The sequence below is a fragment of the Falsiroseomonas bella genome (assembly GCF_003173615.1).
In the GTDB taxonomy this organism is placed as follows: domain Bacteria; phylum Pseudomonadota; class Alphaproteobacteria; order Acetobacterales; family Acetobacteraceae; genus Falsiroseomonas; species Falsiroseomonas bella.
On the sequence record NZ_QGNA01000006.1, the window covers coordinates 231,234 to 248,106 of the forward strand.

Sequence of the window (16,873 nt, forward strand, 5' to 3'; positions counted from 1 at the left end):
GATGCTGGAAGCCGTCGGCGTCACCAAGCACTACATACTCGGCCAGGGCCTTGGTGAGCGCCTGCTGCGCCACCCGCCGCGCGTGGTGCGCGCGGTGGAGGGCGTGGACCTGCTGGTCGGGCGTGGCGAGACGGTGGGGCTGATCGGGGAGAGCGGCTGCGGCAAGTCCACACTCGGCCGCCTGCTGCTGCGCCTGCACGAGCCCACCGCCGGCGCGATCCGCTTCGATGGGCAGGAGATTGCGCATCTGGATGATGCCGCGATGCGTCCGTTGCGGCGGCGGATGCAGATCATCTTCCAGGATCCCTACGCCTCGCTGAACCCGCGCCGCACCGTGCGCGAGATCGTCGGCCTCCCGCTGATCCTGCATGAAGGCCTGCGCGGCGCGGATCTCGAGCAGCGCGTCGCCGCGATGCTGGACCGCGTCGGCCTCGCGCGTCAGCACCTGGAACGCTACCCGCACCAATTCTCCGGCGGCCAGCGCCAGCGGATCGGCATCGCCCGCGCGCTGATCCTGCGCCCGGATTTCGTCGTCTGCGACGAGCCCGTGTCGGCGCTCGATGTCTCCGTGCAGGCGCAGGTTCTCTCCCTGCTCCGCGAACTGCGCGACGAGATGGGCCTCGCGCTGCTCTTCATCTCGCATGACCTGGCGGTGGTGGCGCATCTCGCGGCGCGCATCGCCGTGATGTATCTCGGCCGCGTGGTGGAGGAGGGGCCGCGCGACGCGCTGATCCGCCGCCCCGCGCATCCCTACACCCGCGCGCTGCTCGCCGCCGTGCCGCGACTGGACGCCCCGGAGACGCGCCGCCCGGCACCGGTGGGCGACCTGCCCTCCCCCCTGGCACCGCCGCCGGGCTGCCCCTTCCATCCGCGCTGCCCCGAGGCCGGGCCGCGCTGCCGAACCGAAGCCCCCCGTCGCGTCGCGCTGGCCGATGCGGGGCATGTCGTCGCCTGCCATGCGCGCGACGGAGGCGTCGGATGAGCAAGCTGGTCCTGCTGCGCGGCGATGCGCGCGCCCGCGGTCTCGGCCAGGCGCAGGCCTGCCCGGAGATGTCGGAGGCCGTGCGCACCTCGATCCGCACGCGCCTGGCCGGCACGCCGCGCGACGCGGCCTTCCTCGCTGCGCAGCGTGGCGCGACGATGGCGCTCGCTCCCGAAGCCTGGGAGGAATGCGCCGGCATCGCGGCAGGCTTCGGCTTGGAGGCGTCGGAGGTCTTCGACTTCCTCCATCTCGGCTGCCTCGCCGATCTCGCGCGGCTGCGCGAGGACCCGGATGGCTGCACCGCTTTCGCGCGCGACGGCGTGGTGGCGAAGAACCGCGACTTCCGGCCGGAACATGTGGCGCTGCAGCGCATCTTCCTGCTGCAGGACCCGGCCTGGCGCGGGCGCCGCATCCTCTGCGTCGGCTCTCTCGGCGCGCCCGGCGCCTGGTCCTCCGGCATGAACAGCGACGGATTCGCACTGGCCGATACCCAGATCGCCACCGCCGATCACGGGCCGGGGATGCTGCGCTACTTCCTGATGAACCGCCTGCTCGCCACCTGCGCCACGGTTGCCGAGGCGGTGGCGGCGATCCGCGCCATGCCGCATGCGGGCGGCGGCAGCCTGGTGATGGCCGATGCCTCCGGCGCCGGCGCCGCGGTGGAGTTGCGGCACGGCCGCGTGGATATCGAGCAGGGGGCGTGCGTCTCGCGCACCAACCACTACACCGCCGCGCCGGAGCGCCTGGCCGCGGTCGCGCATTCCGCCGGCCGGCTGGAGACGCTGCGCGCCGCGCTGGCGGAAGGCCCGCCCGATCCGCGCGCCCTGCTGGCGCTGCACGCGCCGACCGCGATCTGCCGCCACGCCCCCGATCCCTCGCCGACCCTGGCCGGGGCCGTCTGGGACACGCTGCATGGCATCGCGCGCATCGCGCTCGGCCCGCCCTGCAGCACGCCCTGGCGGGTCTTCGAACCCGCCGCCGGCGGATGGCGCGAAACGCACGCCTTGGCGTAGACTCCGCGCCGGTAACGGCCGGGGGCGCCATGGCTCAGGGCGAGCTGCTGGGGGAGCACGAGAGCATCCGCGCGGTGCGCGCGCTGGCGGCGCGCATCGCCGCCAGCCCCGTTCACCAGGTGCTGATCTATGGCGAGACGGGCACCGGCAAGGGCCTGGTGGCCCGGATGATCCATCGCCTGTCGAAGCGCTCCGGCCGCGCCTTCGTGGATGTGAACTGCGCCGCCATTCCCGCCAACCTCATGGAGAGCGAGCTGTTCGGCCATGAGCGCGGCGCCTTCACCGGCGCCGCCAACGCCAAGCCCGGTCTGATCGAGGCCGCCGATGGCGGCACGCTGTTCCTGGACGAGATCCGGGAGATGGACCCGCAGCTCCAGGCCAAGCTGCTGACCCTGCTGGACACGCAGCGGTTCCGCCGCGTGGGCGCGGTGAAGTCCATCGCCGTGGATGTGCGCTTCGTCGCCGCCACCAACAAGATCCTGCTGTCCGAGGTCAGCGCCGGCCGCTTCCGCGACGACCTGTACTGGCGGCTGCAGGTGGTGCCCGTGAACATCCCGCCGCTGCGCGCCCGCGGCGACGACGTGCTGCTGCTGGCCGAGGCCTTCGTGGCCCATCACGGCGCCCGCTGCGGGCGGGTGATCCGCGGGCTGGAGCCGGCCGTCGCCGAGGCCTTCCGCCGCTATTCCTGGCCCGGCAACGTCCGGGAGCTGGAGAACCTGATCGAGCGCATCGCCATCCTGGAGACCGAGGACCGCGTGCTGATGCGCCACCTGCCCGATCGGCTGGTGCGAGAAGTGGAGGGCCGCGCCCAGCCGCCGATCGCCGGGATGGGCGGGCAGGGGGCCGAGCATCTGCCGCTGCATCTCGGCTTCCATGCCGGCACCGAGGCCTTCCAGCGCAGCCTGATCGAGGCCGCGCTGAAGGAAGCCGGCGGCCGCCATGGCCGCGCCGCCCAGCGCCTCCGCCTCTCCCGCCACGCGCTGCGGCACCAGATGCTGAAGCTCGGCATGGCCGTGCCCACTGCTTGACGGCAACGGGACACACTTGGCACGCTGCGTGCAAAGCCGCGCCCATTCCACGGACGCACGGCATGACCGACATCACCATCCTCTGCCCCACGGGCCATCTCGGCTTCACGCCGCTGGAGCCGGAGTCCTTCCGCGCCGGCTGCGCGCTGAAGCCGGACTTCATCATCGCCGACAGCGGAAGCTGCGACATCGGGCCGTATCCGCTCGGCGCCGACGGCCAGGCGAGCCCCGCCGCCTGGCAGCGCCACGACCTCGAGATCATGCTGACCGAGGCGCGCCGGCTCGGCGTGCCGATGATCGTGGGGTCGGCCAGCGACACCGGCACCGATCGCGGCGTGCGGCAATTCGCCGAGATCATCCGCGACGTCGCGGCGGAGAAGGGGATGGCGCCCTTCCGCATGGCCACGATCTTCTCCGAGCTCACGCGCGAGCAGGTGCTCGGCCGCATGCAGGACGGCGCAACGATCCAGGGCCTTGATGGCCGCCCCGACGCCGACGCGGCGCTGATCGGCCGCACCGACCGCATCGTGGCGGTCATGGGCGCGGAGCCGATCGCCGCCGCGCTCGCCGCCGGCGCCGATGTGGTGATCGCCGGCCGCGCCTCGGACTGCGCGCTGTTCGCGGCGCCGCTGCTGAACGCCGGCATGTCGCCGGCGACCGCGTATTACGCCGGCAAGCTGATGGAATGCGCCTCCTTCTGCTGCGAGCCTTTCATGGGCAAGGAGAGCATCTTCGGCCGCATCACGGAGGGCGACATCCGCGTCACCGCGATGCATCCCGGCCAGCGCTGCACGCCCGCCTCGCTCGCCAGCCACGCGATGTATGAGCGCCGCGACCCGTTCCGCGAATACGTCGCCTCCGGCTACGTGGACATGACCAACGTCCACTATGAGCAATGGGACGAGAAGACCGCGCGCGCCACCGGCGCCACCTTCGTCCCCAGCGCGAAGCCGATGGTGAAGCTGGAAGGCGCAGGGAAGGTGGGCGAGCGGCGGCTGGCCATCGTCGGCATCCGCGATCCCTACACCATCGAGAACATCGACAAGGCGATGGACTGGGCGCGCGCGCGTCTTGCGGAGCGCTTCGGCGCGCCGGAGAGCGCGGGCTGGACCGTGCACTACCACGTCTATGGCCGCGACGGCGTGATGGGCAGCCTGGAGCCGAGCCCGCCGCTCCGCCCGCATGAACTCGGCATCGTGGTAGAGACCGTTTGCCAGGATGCGAAGCGCGCCGAGGAGATCTGCGCGCTGGCCTCGCGCAACCTGTTCTATGCCCGCCTGAAGGAGGTGAAAGGCACGGCCGGCGCCGCGGCGCTGATGTCCGACGAGATCCTGGTCGGCAAGCCCGGCTACGAATGGACGCTGAACCACGTGATGCCGGTGCGCGACGCGACGGAGCTGTTCCGCACCGAGTTCAGCACGGTCGGCGGCGCGGCGCGGAAGGCGGCCTGACCATGCGCAACATGCCCACGCTGCGCGACCTCGCCAGCACCATCCGCAGCAAGAATGCCGGGGTCGACCACATCACCTTCGACCTGATCTTCCGCGAGCGCGCGAATTTCGAGCGCGTGCGGGATTCCGGGGTGCTCTCGGCGGAAAAGGTGGCCGCGCTCTATCGCATCCCGCGCGAACGCGTGACGGATTTCGTGGTGTTCGAGCCGGCGAACGCGATCAAGTTCACCATCCGCCGCGAGCGCCCCTCCGGCAGTCCCGGCGAGCACGACGTGTTCGGCGCGCAGCAATACGCGCCGCTCTTCGACGTGGAAGTGCCCTGACCAGAACTCCCTCCCCCGCTTGCGGGGGAGGGAGCAGATGGTCAGCTGTCGAAATCCGGGTCCGTCCGGCGCAACTGCCGCAGCAGGCCCGGCCATTCCAGCAGACCGTATTTCCGTGAGTTCGGCGGATCGTACATCGCGCAGGACTTCTGCACGACCTCCTCGCTCGGCACCTCCAGCTCGGTGTTGCAGGCCATCGCCTGCAGCTGCGCCTGGCAGGCGCGCTCCATGCCCCACATGGCGATGAAGGCCTCCGCCACGCTGTCGCCGATGGTCAGCAGGCCGTGGTTGCGCAGGATGCAGTAGTTCCGGCTGCCGATGCTGCGCGCCAGGCTCTCGCGCTCCGCCGGGTCGCGCTCGGGGCCGCGGAAGTCGTGATAGGCGATGCGGCCGTAGAAGCGGGTCGCCGTCTGCGTCAGCGGCAGCAGCCCGCATTTCAGCGCGCTTACCGCCATGCCGGCGATGGTGTGCGTGTGCATCACCGCCTGCGCGTCCGGCCGCGCGCGGTAGATGCCGCTGTGGATGGTGAAGCCCGCCGGATGCAGGCCATAGGGCGTCTCGGGGCGATACAGGATCTCGCCCTCCATGTTCACCTTCAGCAGCGAGCTTGCCGTGATCTCGCTGAACAGCATGCCGTTCGGGTTGATCAGGAACTCGCCCGGCGCACCCGGCACACGGCAGGTGATGTGGGTGTAGATCATGTCCGACATGCCGTAGCGGTCGCAGAGCCGGTAGCAGGCGGCGAGGTCCACCCGCGCCTGCCACTCCGCCGCGCTGACCGAGCCCTGGATCGGGGCGATCTGCAGGGGCTGGACGATGCTCATGCCTCGATGCTCCTCCTCGTTCACTCGGTCCGGATGCCGAGCTGCGCGACCAGCGCGCGCCATTTCGCGATCTCCGCCGGCAACCGCGCGGCAAGCGGGGCGGGGCCGTCCAGACGCAGCGTGCCCGCAGCCTCCGCCATGCGCGCCTTGAGCTGCTCGTCCTCGCGCAGGTGCGCCAATTCCGCCACCAGCCGGTCGCGCAGTGCCGGGGGGAAGCCCTTCGGCGCATACATCGAGAAGAAGTTCGGCGCCTCGTAGCCCGGCACCTTCTCCGCGATCGCGGGCACGTCCGGCACCACCGCCACGCGCTCCGCGGTCGTCACGCCGAGCAGCCGCGCGCGGCCCTGGCGCACATGCTGCAGCACCTCGATCGAACTGCCGAAGATCAGGTCGATCTCGCCGGCATAGATCGCGTTCACCGCCTGCGAGATGCCGCGATAGGGCACATGGGTCAGCTTGATCCCCGCCATCGAGGCGAAGAGCTCCGTCGTCAGATGGTTCGCCGAGCCGACGCCGCCCGAGCCGTAGTTCAGCTTCTCCGGATTGGCCTTCGCGAAGGCCAGCAGGTCGTCCAGCGAGCGATAGGGCGAATCCATCCGCACCATCAGCCCGGCCGGCAGGTCCACCACCGTCGTCAGCGGCTCCAGGTCGCGCACCGGATCGAAGCCGAGCGAGGGTTGCAGCACGGGCAGGATCGCGACCGAGGCCGAGATGAAGAGGAGCGTCGCGCCATCCGGGGGCGACTTCACCACATGCTGCGCGCCGAGCCCGCCGCCCGCGCCCGGCCGGTTCTCCACCACGAAGGCGGCGCCGAGCCGCTGGCTCAGCCGGTCCGCGATGATGCGCGCCGGAATGTCCTGCGGGCCGCCGGCCGCGAAGGGGATGACGATCCGCGCCTGGCGCACCGGCCAGGCCTCCTGCGCCTGCGCGCGCCCGGCGATGCCGGCGAGCGCCAGGCCGGTCCCGGCCAGCAGCAGGTTGCGTCGTTCCATGGTTTCCTCCTCGTGCTTGGTTGGCGCGGAGACTGCCACGGAGCCGCGCTCTGCGGTAGGCAGCGGGACACCGCCGGGGCAGGCTCCGGCGCGAGTTCACGGAGCGAAACGCCGCATGGCCGAGATGCACCTGGTCCCCGCCGAGACCTGCCGCGCCCAGATCGTGTCCATCCTGTCCGCCTGGGGCATGCCGGCGGAGGCCGTGCGCGTGACGGCCGAGGTGATGGTGGAGACCGACCTCTCCGGCGTGGACAGCCACGGCATCTCGATGCTGATGGATTACGACGAGAGTCGCCGGAAGGGGCGCCTGAACCTGCAGGCGCGCCCGCGCGTGGTGCGTGAGAACCCGGTGACGGCGCTGGTGGATGCCGATGCCGGGCTCGGCCACCCGGCTTCCGTCATGGCGATGGAGCTTGCCATCGCGAAGGCCGCGGCGGCCGGCGTCGGCGTGGTCGCGGTGCGCAACTCGCACCATTTCGGCGCGGCCGGCCACTACGCCGCGATGGCGTCGGCGGCCGGCCTTGTCGGGCTCGTCACCAGCGCCACCCGCACCATCGGCGTGGTGCCCACTCGCGCCGCAGTGCCGGTGCTGGGCACCAATCCCATCGCCTTCGCTGCCCCGGCGCAGCGCAACCGGCCCTTCCGGCTGGACATGGCGACCAGCACCGTCGCGGCGAACAAGGTCAAGGTGTACGACCTGCAGGGCAAGGACCTGCCCGCCGGCTGGGTGCTGGATGGGGAGGGCCGGCCGATCACCGATGCTGGGCTGGCCTGGGACACCGTGATGAAGCAGCCGAAGGGCGGCCTCACGCCCGTGGGCGGCACGCCGGAGATGGCGAGCCACAAGGGCTACGGCCTCGGCATGATGGCGCATATCCTGGGCGGCGTGCTTTCCGGCGCATCCTTCTCGCCGATCCGCGTGCGCACGCAGCGTCCGCAGGATCCGGACAACATCGGCCATTTCTTCATGGCGCTCGACCCCAAGGCCTTCCGCGAGGAGGGCGCGTTCGAGCGCGACCTGGACGACGCCATCGACGTGCTGCATGCCGCGCCGCCGGCCGATCCCACGAAGCCCGTGCTCGTCGCCGGCGACCCTGAGGCCGCCTCCCGCGCGGAGCGCCTGCGCGACGGCATCCCGATCCCTGCGACGCTGGCCGCGCGGCTGCGGGAGGTCTGCACGCGCGCCGGCGTGCCCTGCCTGCTGCCGTAGGGCGCGCTCAGCCCCGGCTGCGCAGCATCGCGATCCCGACGGCCAGCGAGGGCAGCGCGCTGGCCGCGAAGCCGGCGCCGTAGCTGCCTGTCAGGCCCAGCAGCACCGCGAAGACCAGCGGCGCCACCATGCCGCCGACCTGGCCGAAGGAGAGCACGCCTCCCGTCGCCGCCCCGCGCTGGCCCGCCGGCGCCAGCCGCGCCGCCTCGGCCAGCAGCACGCCGTGCCAGGACAGCGCCGTGATGCTCATCCCGAGCGTCGCCACCGCCAGCAGCGGCGCCGAATCCAGCGCGCCGGACAGGCCGAGCAGCAACCCGCTCGCCCCCATGCCGATCGCGAGCAGCCCCAGCAGGCGCCCCGGCGCCACATGCGCGCCGGCGAGCCATCCCCAAAGGATGCGGCCCGGCACCGCGACCAGCGTCGCGGCGGAGAAGAAGGCGCCCGCCGCCGCCAGCTCCTGTCCCTGTGCGACGAGATAGGTGACGAAGAAGGCGATGAAGGCGCTCTGCAGCCCGCTGAAGGTGCCGCAGGCCAGCGCCAGGTTGCGCAGGTCGCGCTCCCGCGTCACCGCGCCGAGGGTGCGGTGCAGGTCGGACAGGCGGAAGGCCTGGCTTGGAACCCGGTCGTCGTCGAAGCTGCGCCGCAGCGGCTGCATCGCGATGGCGAAGGCGAGGCACCCGGCCGCGCCGCACAGCATCGCCACGCGCCAGCCCCACCACCCCGTCAGTAGCGGCCCGATCAGGCCCGAGAGCAGCAGCCCCGCCGGCACGGCGGTCTGCTTGATTGAGAAGACCAGCGGCGCCTGCTTCGCGGTGGCGTAGCGGCCGAGCAGATGCGAGCTCGACGGCGTGGACAGCGCCGATCCTGCGCCGCACAGCACCGCGGAGAACGCGAAGAAGGCCAAGGCGGGCAATGTGGCGACGGCGAGCGCCAGCGCCAGCAGCACCAGCGAGACCTGGCTCATCCGCAGCGCGCCGTGGCGGATGATGAAGCTGCCGCAGCCGAGCTGCACGACCAGCGCCGCGAAGGCGACCGTGCCGACATAGACGCCGAGCAGGGCCGGATCGAGCTGCAGGTCCTCGAGGATCGCCGGCGCGATCACCGGCGGCAGGTTGCGTCCGAGCGTCGCGAAGCTCTGCTGCACGAACATCGCGCCGAGCGCCACCAGCAGCAGCCTGCGTCCCGTCTCCATCGGACTGCGCTGCCCCGCCATGGCCTCAGTTCGTGGTGCGGATGGACTGGTCCGCCTGCATGCGTCGCTCCAGCCAGCGCACCGCGGCCGAGATCAGCAGGATCAGCACCAGGTATTCCAGGATCAGGATCGTGTAGATCTCGAGCGGCCGGAACACCGTCACCACCAGCTCATTCGCCTTTCGCGTCAGCTCCTGGTAGCCGATCACGCTGGCAAGGCTGCTCATCTTGACCACGTAGATGAACTGGTTGGCGATGGGCGGCAGCACGCGGCGGATCGCCTGGGGCAGGATGACGAAGCGCATGCGCTGCCAGGGCGAGAGGCCGAGCGCCATCGCCGCCTCCCGCTGGCCCCGCTCGACGGATTGGATGCCGGCCCGAAAAATCTCCGCCTCGAAGGCGGAATCGCAGATGGCGATGGCCAGCATCGCCGCGACGAAGACATCCAGCCGGATGTCGAGCACCACCGGCAGGCCGTAGAAGACCCACAGGATCATGACCAGGATGGGGATGGCGCGGAACAGCTCGACATAGCCGCGATTGAACCAGCGCAGCGGCGCCATGCGCGACATGCCCATCATCGCGACCGCGAGGCCCAGCACCAGCGACAGCACCATCGTCGCCAGCGAGAGCGAGACCGTCGCCCAGAAGCCGGAGACCAGGAAACCGAGATTGGCCTGCCCGCGCGCATCGCGCGGATCCACCACATGCCAGGCCCAGTTGCCACCGCACGCGGCCAGCAGCGGCGCCAGCGCCATCATCAGCAGCAGCGCGCGCGCCACCCTTCCGCGAGCCGATCCCATCTTCCCCCGCCGATCCGACCGCCGACGGTTGCGCCGGCGCCCCCGAGTGTCGCACCCTGCTTCCCCGGCGCAAGCCGGAACGGGGGAGATATGCAAGGCGACCTGTCGGAACGCTATGCCGGCCATCGGCGGCGCGCGGTTCCCGCGCCCGATCCGGAGCTGACGCAGGTGGGCCCCGGCACGCCCTGCGGCGAGTATCTGCGCCGCGCCTGGCAGCCTGTCTGCCTTTCCGCGCAACTCGCGGACCTGCCGTTGGCGCTGCGCATCCTCGGCGAGGATCTCGTCGCCTTTCGCGACGGGGAGGGTGCGGTCGGCCTGCTGCACCGCCATTGCAGCCATCGCGGCGCCAGCCTGGAGTTCGGCCGCATCATGCCGCGCGGGATTTCCTGCTGCTATCACGGCTGGCACTACGACCGCGACGGCACGATCCTGGCCACGCCGGCCGAGCCGGAGAGCAGCCAGATCCGCCATCGCCTTCGCCATGGCGCCTATCCCGTCGTGGAGCGGCACGGGCTGGTCTTCGCCTTCCTCGGCGATCCCGCCGCGGTGCCGCCGCCGCCGGTGCTGGACGTGGAGCAGGAACCGGGCGTCACCCTCGCGCCCTTCCTGCTGGAGATCCCCTGCAACTGGCTGCAGGTCTACGAGAACAGCCAGGACCCGGTGCACGTGGTCTGGCTGCATGCGCGCAATGCCGGCGCGCATTTCGACGAATCCAACAGCGCCGAGCAGGAGCTCGACTTCATGCCGACGCCACTCGGCATGATGAATGTCCAGTCGCGCCGCTGGGGCGGCATGGTCTGGACGCGCACCGTGGAATGCATCCTGCCCAACCTGAACCAGACCGGTGCGATCTGGGAGGATGCGGCGGAGGCGAAACCGTTCCAGCGCGTCGGCCTGACGCGCTGGGTGGTGCCGGTGGACGACACCCACAGCCTGCAGATCGGCTGGCGCCATCTCGGCGCGCATCTCGATCCGCATGGCAAGGACCGGCCGGACCGGATCGGCCTCGGCCTGATCGACTTCGAGGGCCAGGACGATTCGGCGAGCTATGCGGATCGCCAGCGCCGGCCCGGCGACTACGACGCGCAGGTCAGCCAGCGCACCGTCGCCGTGCATGCGCTCGAGAACCTGGCCGGCAGCGACCGCGGCGTCGCGATGCTGCGGCGCCTGTTGCGCCGCGCGCTGCGCAGCCCGGACATGCCCGCGCAATGCGTCGCCCCGCAGCCCATTGCCACCTTTTGCCAGGACACCATCACGCCGCTGCCGCCCGCGCCGGACGACCGCGCCCTGCTGCGTGCGCATGGCGCCGCGGTGGCACGGGCCGTGCTTGACAGCGCCGACCTGCCGCGCGAGGCGCGTCGCATCGCCATTTCCGCCGCCGCAAGCGGCACCTCTCTGCCCAACGAGGAGACTTCCGCATGAATCGTCGTCATCTGCCGGCGGCGGCTGCGGCCGCCGCGGCGCTTGCCCTGCCCATCCAGGCGCAGGCGCAGGCCGCCGCATCCGGCAAGCTCGCCGCGCTGCAAGCCGCCGGCCGCATCCGCTTCGGCACCACCGGCGACTTCAACCCGATGAGCTTCCGCGATCCCGCCAGCCGGCAGTATCGCGGCCACCAGATCGAGTGCGCCGAGCAGCTGGCGCGCGACATGAACCTGCGGCCTGAATTCGTCGCGACGGACTGGCGCACCTTGATCAACGGCCTGCAGGCCGACCAGTACGACGTTGTCTTCACCGGCACCTCCATGTCGGTGCCGCGCGCCATGGCGGCGAGCTTCACCATCCCCTGGGGCCGCAATGCTTTCGTGCCGCTGGTGCGCCGGCGCGATGCCAACAAGTTCGCCAACTGGGATGCGCTGAACCAGCGCAGCGTGACCATCGGCACCAATCTCGGCACCACGATGGAGACCTGGGTGCAGTCCGCCCTGCCCAACGCCACGCTGCGCCGCGTGGAAAGCCCGGCGCGCGACTGGCAGGAGTTGATCGGCGGGCGCGTGGACGCGACCATGTCCTCGCTGATCGAGGCGGCCTTTCTCACGAAGGAGTATCCGGACCTCGTCGCGATCTTCGCGAACACGCCGCGCAACCCGATCCCCATGGCATTCCTGGCGCCGCTGAACGACACGGTTTTCACGAACTTCCTGAACGCCTGGATCACCATCCGTCTCGCCAGCGGCTTCTTCGACGAGGTGAACCGGAAGTGGGGAGTCGTGCAGGCGTCGTGACGCGGCGGCACCACGAGACCGGGCGGCCCTGGGAGAAATCCTGCGGCTACAGCCGTGCCGTCCGGGTCGGGCCCTATGCGGAAACCGCGCTGTGCAGCCCCTGCGGGCCGGACGGCGCGGTGCTGCACCCTGGCGACGTCTATCGCCAGACGCTGGCCTGCCTCGACCTGGTGAAGGAGGCGCTGGAAGGCGTGGGCATGACGCTCGCCGATGTGGTGAAGACGCGCATCTACGTCGCCGACCCGACGCACTGGGAGGAATCCGGCCGCGCCCATGGCGAGGTCTTCTCCGAAATCCGCCCGGCCCTCGGCTGGGTCTACATGACCGGCTTCTTCGCGCCGGGCATCACCGTGGAGGTGGAGGCGACCGCCTTCCGTCAGGAATGAGGCTCGGGCGCCGCCTCGAAGGCCGCGAAGAGCTCGGCCACATCCTCCGCGGCGGCCTGCAGAAGCGCCGCGCCCTGCTCCGCCGTGGCGAGCGCGGGATCGGCGCCGACCACGCCTTCGGGGTAGCGCGCACGATGCCGCGCCGCATCCTCGTGCCGGTCCCCGCCGAGATCCACCAGCGGATCCGGCGGCAAGGCGCGATAGGCCGGCCACGCAGCGGGCGCGGCGCCCGTCACATGCAACGCGATCGCGATCTCGGAGGGCGTGCCATGAAACCCCTCGCGATCGCCGTAGAAGTCGCGGCGCAGCGCGCCGAGGCGCGGTCCCTCCCACCAGGCGCGCAGCTTCACGCTCAGCGGCCGCGGAAAGACGAGGCGGCCGAGCGAGACCTCGGAAAGAACTTCCTGCACCGCGGCCAGCGCCGGCGCGACATTGCCGCCGTGCCCGGTCAACAGCAGCACGCGGGAGAAGCCGGTGCGGCCGAGGCTCGCGAGCACGTCGCAGAGCAGTGCGCTCAGCGTCGAGGGCCTCAGGCTCACGGTGCCGGCGAAGCCCAGGTTGAACTGCGCCGGCCCATAGGCCAGCGCCGGCAGCGCGACGCCGCCCGCGATCTCCGCGGCACGCAGCGCCACCGCCTCGGCGCAGATCGTGTCCGTGCCGAGCATCCCCGCCGCGCCATGCTGTTCCAGGCTGCCGAGCGGCAGGATCACGCCGCGCCGCCCGCGCGCGAGCCGTTCCTCCACAGCGGGCCAGGTCATCCGGTCGAGACGCATCGATGCTCCCCCTGACGCGGCAGGTCGCCGCCCTCATCCCCCGCGCCGCCGCCGCGCGCCCTCTGCGCGTCGCGATCGTGGGCGCCGGCATCCTCGGCCTCTGCACCGCCTGGGCGCTCGCGCGCCGCGGTCATGCAGTGACCGTGCTGGAAGCCGGGCCGTTGCCCAACCCACAGGCGTCGTCCACCGACGAGGGGCGCATCATCCGCCATGCCTATGGCACGATGGAAGGCTACGCGGCCATGATGCCGGCGGGTTTCGCCGCCTGGCGCGCCCTCTTCGCCGAGACCGGCGCCGACCGCCTGGTGCCCTGCCGTGCGGTCTATGCGCTGCGCGCCGAGAGCCCGTGGGAGGCGGCGGTCGCCCGCACGCAGGAAGCTGCCGGGCTCGGCTTCCACCGGCTCGACGCCGCGGCGCTGGATGCGATCCCTGTGCTGAGCCGCGACGGCCTGCTCCGCGCCATCGAGGTGGATGGCTCCGGCATGCTGCTCGCGCGCCCGATCCTCGACGACCTTTTGGCGTTGCTGCCGCGCCTCGGCGTCTCGCTGCGCGGCAACGCGCGGGTTGCCGAAGTTGCGGCAGGCGGCGTGCGGCTGGCGGAGGGCGAGGGCGTCGCCGCCGATGCCGTGATCGTCGCCGCCGGTGCCTGGGCGCCGCGGCTGCTGCCAGAGATCGCCGCGGCCGCCGGCTTGCGCGTCTCGCTGCAGACGCTCGCCTATCTCGCTCCACCCGAGGACCTGGCCGATGCCTGGGCCACCGCGCCGATGCTGCTCTGCCGGCTGCCGGGGCATGCCACCGGCGGCGTCTATGTGCTGCCGCCGCGCGCCGGCACGCGGCTCAAGATCGGCGACTACGACACCACCGCGCCCGGAGCCCCTGATGCGCCGCCGGAGGAGTCGCGCCGCGCCGCGCTGCTCGATGCCGGGCGAATCGCCATCGCGGGGTTCGATCGCCATCGCGTGACCAACCTGCGCCATTGCCTCTACACCATGGCGCCGGAGGACCGCTTCGTGCTGCGCCCGGCGGGGCAGGGGGCATGGCTCGCCTCCGCCTGTTCCGGCCACGGCTTCAAGCTGGCGCCACTGCTCGCGCTCGGCCTCGCCGCGGCGCTGGAGGAGGCGCTGGCGCCCGAGGAACTCGCACACTGGGCCGCAGGGCGCGAAGGGGAGGCTTCCCTCCCGCGCGCCGACGCGGGATCGTAGCGCCACCAGCGCGGAGAACGAACCATGTCCTACGCAACCGCACGCGCCATCGCCGTGGACGAGATCCCGGTCATCGACATCGCGCCCCTCGTCGCTCGTGATCCCGCCGGCGCCGCCGCGACCGGCGCGGCCATGCGCGAGGCCAGCGAGCGCATCGGCTTCTTCTACATCGCCGGCCATGGCGTGCCCGCTGCGCTGACCCAGAACCTGTTCTCCACCGCCGCCCGCTTCTTCGCCCTGCCGGAGGAGGAGAAGGCCACGGTGAAGGTGAACAAGCGCCATCGCGGCTGGATCGGCCATGGCGGAGCGAAGATGTATGGCACCGCCAAGGCCGACCTGAAGGAGAGCTTCGTCTGGGGCCTCGAGCTGCCCGAGGACGACCCGGATGTCGCCGCCGGCACGCCGCTGATGGGCCCGAACCAATGGCCCGCCGCGCTGCCCGAGCTGCGCCCGGCGCTCTATGGCTGGTACGAGGCGGTGGTCGCCGCCGGCCACGCCGTGCTGCGCGGCCTGGCGCTCAGCCTCGGCCGCGACATGGATTTCTTCGCGAAACCCTTCGAGCGCCCGCTCGCCCGCGGCTCCGCCATCTGGTACCCGCCGCAGCCGCCCGATCTCGGCCGCGAGCAGTTCGGCGTCGCGCCGCACACCGATTACGGCGGGCTGACGCTGCTGGCGCAGGACATGACCGGCGGCCTGCAGGTGAAGGGCACCGACCGCGAATGGGTCATGGCGCATCCGATCCCCGACACCTTCGTGGTGAACATCGGCGACCTGATGCATCGCTGGACGAATGGCCGCTTCCACAGCAACCCGCATCGCGTGGTGAACACCTCCGGCAAGGCGCGGCAGAGCGCGGCGGTGTTCTTCGACCCGGGCTTCCACGCCGTGGTGGACCCGCGCGACCTGCTGGAAGATCCCGCGCAGGCGAAATACCCGCCGATCGCCTGTGGCGAATGGGTCGTCGGCAAGTTCGACAAGGCCTTTCAGTACCGCGCGCCGGCCACGCCGTCATGAGCCGCTCCTTCCCCGGCGACCCACGGCCCTCGCGGCTGCTGTCGCCGGAGATGCAGCATGTGCCGCCGGTGGAGATGCAGGATTTCCGCCGTGCGGAGTGGACGCTGCTGCGCGACCAGCGCCGCCCCTTCGACGCCGAACTCCAGGCGCGGCATGTGCTGCGCGCGCTGGAGGCCTCGGCCGCCGATCCGAGCTTCGGCTACCAGGTGAACAACTACCGCCATTGCGTGCAGGCCGCGACGGCGGCACTGCAGGACGGGCGCGACGAGGAATACGTCGTCGTCGCGCTGCTGCACGACATCGGCTTCACGATGTGTCCCACCAACCACGGCCCCTTCGCCGCCGCGCTGCTCGCGCCCTATGTGTCCGACGCCAGCCGCTGGCTGCTGGAGCATCACGCGCTCTTCCTCGACTTCCACTGCCACGACCACCCCGAGGATCACTGCGACCCGGCGGCACGGGAACGCTGGCGCGGCCATCCGCATTTCGCCGCCACGGCCGATTTCGTCGCGCGCTTCGACCAGGGCACGGTGATCCCCGGCCTGCCGGAAGCGCCGCTGTCGGTCTTCGCGCCCATGGTCGCGCGCCTCTTCGCCCGCCCGCCGCGACGGTTCACGCTGCGTGACGACTGAGCGGCGTTCGCGGGAGCCCCCGAGGGAGCCGCGCGGCCAGCAGTGGCGCCGCCTGCTCGACCTGCTGCAATTCGCGCTCTTCCTCGGCCTGCTCGCCTGGCTACTGTTCGAGGGCGGGACGCGGATGGGCTACAATTGGCAATGGTACCGCGTGCCGCGCTACCTGTTCCAGGTCTTCGAGGGCGAGATCTTCCTCGGGCCGCTGCTGAAGGGCCTGCTGGTGACGCTGCAGATCAGCGCCATCGCCCTGGTGCTGACGGTGGTGATCGGGCTCGGCGCGGCGCTGCTGCGCCTGTCGGGTTCGGCCGCCGGGCGCTGGCTGGTGATCGGCTATGTCGAGACGATCCGCAACACGCCGCTGCTGGTCCAGCTCTACATCGTCTACTTCATCCTGGCGCCGATCCTGGGCCTCGATCGCTTCTGGGCCGGCGTTCTCTGCCTCGCGCTCTTCGAAGGCGCCTTCGCCGCGGAGATCTTCCGGGGCGGCATCATGGCGGTGCGCAAGGGCCAGTGGGAGGCCGCCTGGGCGCTCGGCCTCTCGCGCCGCGACGCCTATCGCTTCGTCGTGCTGCCGCAGGCGCTGCGCGTGATCCTGCCGCCGCTGGCCGGCCTCGGCGTGTCGCTGATCAAGCATTCGGCGATCGTCAGCGTCATCGCGGTGTTCGACCTGACCAACGAGGGCCGCAACGTCATCAGCGACACCTTCATGACCTTCGAGATCTGGATAACCGTGGCCGTGCTCTATCTCTGTGTCACGGTGCTGCTCTCATTGGGCGTCGGGCTGCTGGAAAGGCGGCTCAAGGGCGCCATGGCCTGACCACTGGAAG

18 protein-coding genes are annotated in these 16,873 nt (G+C 71.4%); 13 read left to right on the forward strand and 5 right to left on the reverse strand.

Annotated elements, in window-relative coordinates; all coding sequences use genetic code 11:
- Position 1: 1 nt before the first annotated feature.
- The 5 genes from DFH01_RS24485 (at position 2) to DFH01_RS24505 (ending at position 4,797) form a co-directional block, all read left to right on the forward strand.
- Positions 2 to 982 carry an ABC transporter ATP-binding protein gene (locus tag DFH01_RS24485; protein ID WP_109873137.1) on the forward strand — a complete coding sequence of 327 codons (981 nt, stop codon included), beginning with the start codon at positions 2 to 4 and terminating at the stop codon, positions 980 to 982.
- A complete protein-coding gene (locus DFH01_RS24490; protein WP_109873138.1) occupies positions 979 to 1,995 on the forward strand; it encodes a C45 family autoproteolytic acyltransferase/hydrolase in 1,017 nt (338 codons plus the stop codon). Before DFH01_RS24485 ends, DFH01_RS24490 begins: the two co-directional genes overlap by 4 nt.
- Positions 1,996 to 2,024: 29 nt before the next feature.
- Positions 2,025 to 3,023 (forward strand): sigma-54 interaction domain-containing protein, encoded by a 999-nt coding sequence (locus DFH01_RS24495; RefSeq protein WP_109873139.1) that lies wholly within the window; start codon positions 2,025 to 2,027, stop codon positions 3,021 to 3,023.
- A gap of 62 nt (positions 3,024 to 3,085) precedes the next feature.
- Positions 3,086 to 4,474: an acyclic terpene utilization AtuA family protein gene (locus tag DFH01_RS24500; protein WP_109873140.1), complete on the forward strand. Its 1,389-nt coding sequence runs from the start codon at positions 3,086 to 3,088 to the stop codon at positions 4,472 to 4,474.
- A 2-nt stretch (positions 4,475 to 4,476) separates the two neighbouring features.
- The gene (locus tag DFH01_RS24505; protein WP_199231386.1) at positions 4,477 to 4,797 is read left to right on the forward strand and encodes a DUF4387 domain-containing protein; all 321 of its coding nucleotides are present in this window, start codon (positions 4,477 to 4,479) and stop codon (positions 4,795 to 4,797) included.
- Between the two features lie 41 nt (positions 4,798 to 4,838).
- Here DFH01_RS24505 and DFH01_RS24510 read toward each other — a convergent pair whose 3' ends face one another.
- Together DFH01_RS24510 and DFH01_RS24515 are read right to left on the reverse strand one after the other, a co-directional pair.
- Positions 4,839 to 5,621, reverse strand: a complete 783-nt coding sequence (locus DFH01_RS24510) for a class II aldolase/adducin family protein (protein WP_109873141.1) — start codon at positions 5,619 to 5,621, stop codon at positions 4,839 to 4,841.
- A 20-nt stretch (positions 5,622 to 5,641) separates the two neighbouring features.
- Positions 5,642 to 6,613: a Bug family tripartite tricarboxylate transporter substrate binding protein gene (locus DFH01_RS24515; RefSeq protein ID WP_109873142.1), complete on the reverse strand. Its 972-nt coding sequence runs from the start codon at positions 6,611 to 6,613 to the stop codon at positions 5,642 to 5,644.
- 115 nt (positions 6,614 to 6,728) lie between these two features.
- Between DFH01_RS24515 and DFH01_RS24520 the strand changes: the two genes are divergently transcribed.
- Entirely contained in the window at positions 6,729 to 7,823 is a 1,095-nt protein-coding gene (locus tag DFH01_RS24520; RefSeq protein ID WP_109873143.1) for an Ldh family oxidoreductase, read from the forward strand.
- A gap of 7 nt (positions 7,824 to 7,830) precedes the next feature.
- Here DFH01_RS24520 and DFH01_RS24525 read toward each other — a convergent pair whose 3' ends face one another.
- Complete coding sequence (locus tag DFH01_RS24525) at positions 7,831 to 9,015, reverse strand: MFS transporter (RefSeq protein WP_158287892.1); 1,185 nt, start codon at positions 9,013 to 9,015, stop codon at positions 7,831 to 7,833.
- A gap of 25 nt (positions 9,016 to 9,040) precedes the next feature.
- Positions 9,041 to 9,796: an amino acid ABC transporter permease gene (locus tag DFH01_RS24530; protein WP_199231387.1), complete on the reverse strand. Its 756-nt coding sequence runs from the start codon at positions 9,794 to 9,796 to the stop codon at positions 9,041 to 9,043.
- 111 nt (positions 9,797 to 9,907) lie between these two features.
- Between DFH01_RS24530 and DFH01_RS24535 the strand changes: the two genes are divergently transcribed.
- The 3 genes from DFH01_RS24535 to DFH01_RS24545 are packed head-to-tail and all read left to right on the forward strand — an operon-like array spanning position 9,908 to position 12,425.
- Complete coding sequence (locus tag DFH01_RS24535) at positions 9,908 to 11,239, forward strand: aromatic ring-hydroxylating oxygenase subunit alpha (RefSeq protein ID WP_158287893.1); 1,332 nt, start codon at positions 9,908 to 9,910, stop codon at positions 11,237 to 11,239.
- The gene (locus DFH01_RS24540) at positions 11,236 to 12,039 is read left to right on the forward strand and encodes a transporter substrate-binding domain-containing protein (RefSeq protein WP_109873146.1); all 804 of its coding nucleotides are present in this window, start codon (positions 11,236 to 11,238) and stop codon (positions 12,037 to 12,039) included. Before DFH01_RS24535 ends, DFH01_RS24540 begins: the two co-directional genes overlap by 4 nt.
- Positions 12,015 to 12,425 carry a Rid family hydrolase gene (locus DFH01_RS24545; RefSeq protein ID WP_199231388.1) on the forward strand — a complete coding sequence of 137 codons (411 nt, stop codon included), beginning with the start codon at positions 12,015 to 12,017 and terminating at the stop codon, positions 12,423 to 12,425. Before DFH01_RS24540 ends, DFH01_RS24545 begins: the two co-directional genes overlap by 25 nt.
- On the opposite strand, the gene DFH01_RS24550 is transcribed toward DFH01_RS24545, so the two are convergent.
- Positions 12,416 to 13,183, reverse strand: coding sequence for a creatininase family protein (locus DFH01_RS24550; RefSeq protein WP_158287894.1), 768 nt, complete (start codon positions 13,181 to 13,183; stop codon positions 12,416 to 12,418). The genes DFH01_RS24545 and DFH01_RS24550 overlap by 10 nt on opposite strands.
- Positions 13,184 to 13,200: 17 nt before the next feature.
- On the opposite strand from DFH01_RS24550, the gene DFH01_RS24555 reads away from it, so the two are divergent.
- Genes DFH01_RS24555 through DFH01_RS24570 form a run of 4 tightly spaced genes read left to right on the forward strand, consistent with a single transcriptional unit; the run spans position 13,201 to position 16,863 of the window.
- A complete protein-coding gene (locus tag DFH01_RS24555; protein ID WP_109873149.1) occupies positions 13,201 to 14,400 on the forward strand; it encodes an NAD(P)/FAD-dependent oxidoreductase in 1,200 nt (399 codons plus the stop codon).
- Between the two features lie 24 nt (positions 14,401 to 14,424).
- Positions 14,425 to 15,414, forward strand: coding sequence for an isopenicillin N synthase family dioxygenase (locus tag DFH01_RS24560; RefSeq protein ID WP_199231389.1), 990 nt, complete (start codon positions 14,425 to 14,427; stop codon positions 15,412 to 15,414).
- A complete protein-coding gene (locus tag DFH01_RS24565) occupies positions 15,411 to 16,046 on the forward strand; it encodes a phosphohydrolase (RefSeq protein ID WP_109873150.1) in 636 nt (211 codons plus the stop codon). Before DFH01_RS24560 ends, DFH01_RS24565 begins: the two co-directional genes overlap by 4 nt.
- Positions 16,036 to 16,863, forward strand: coding sequence for an amino acid ABC transporter permease (locus DFH01_RS24570; RefSeq protein ID WP_199231390.1), 828 nt, complete (start codon positions 16,036 to 16,038; stop codon positions 16,861 to 16,863). Before DFH01_RS24565 ends, DFH01_RS24570 begins: the two co-directional genes overlap by 11 nt.
- Positions 16,864 to 16,873 lie beyond the last annotated feature (10 nt).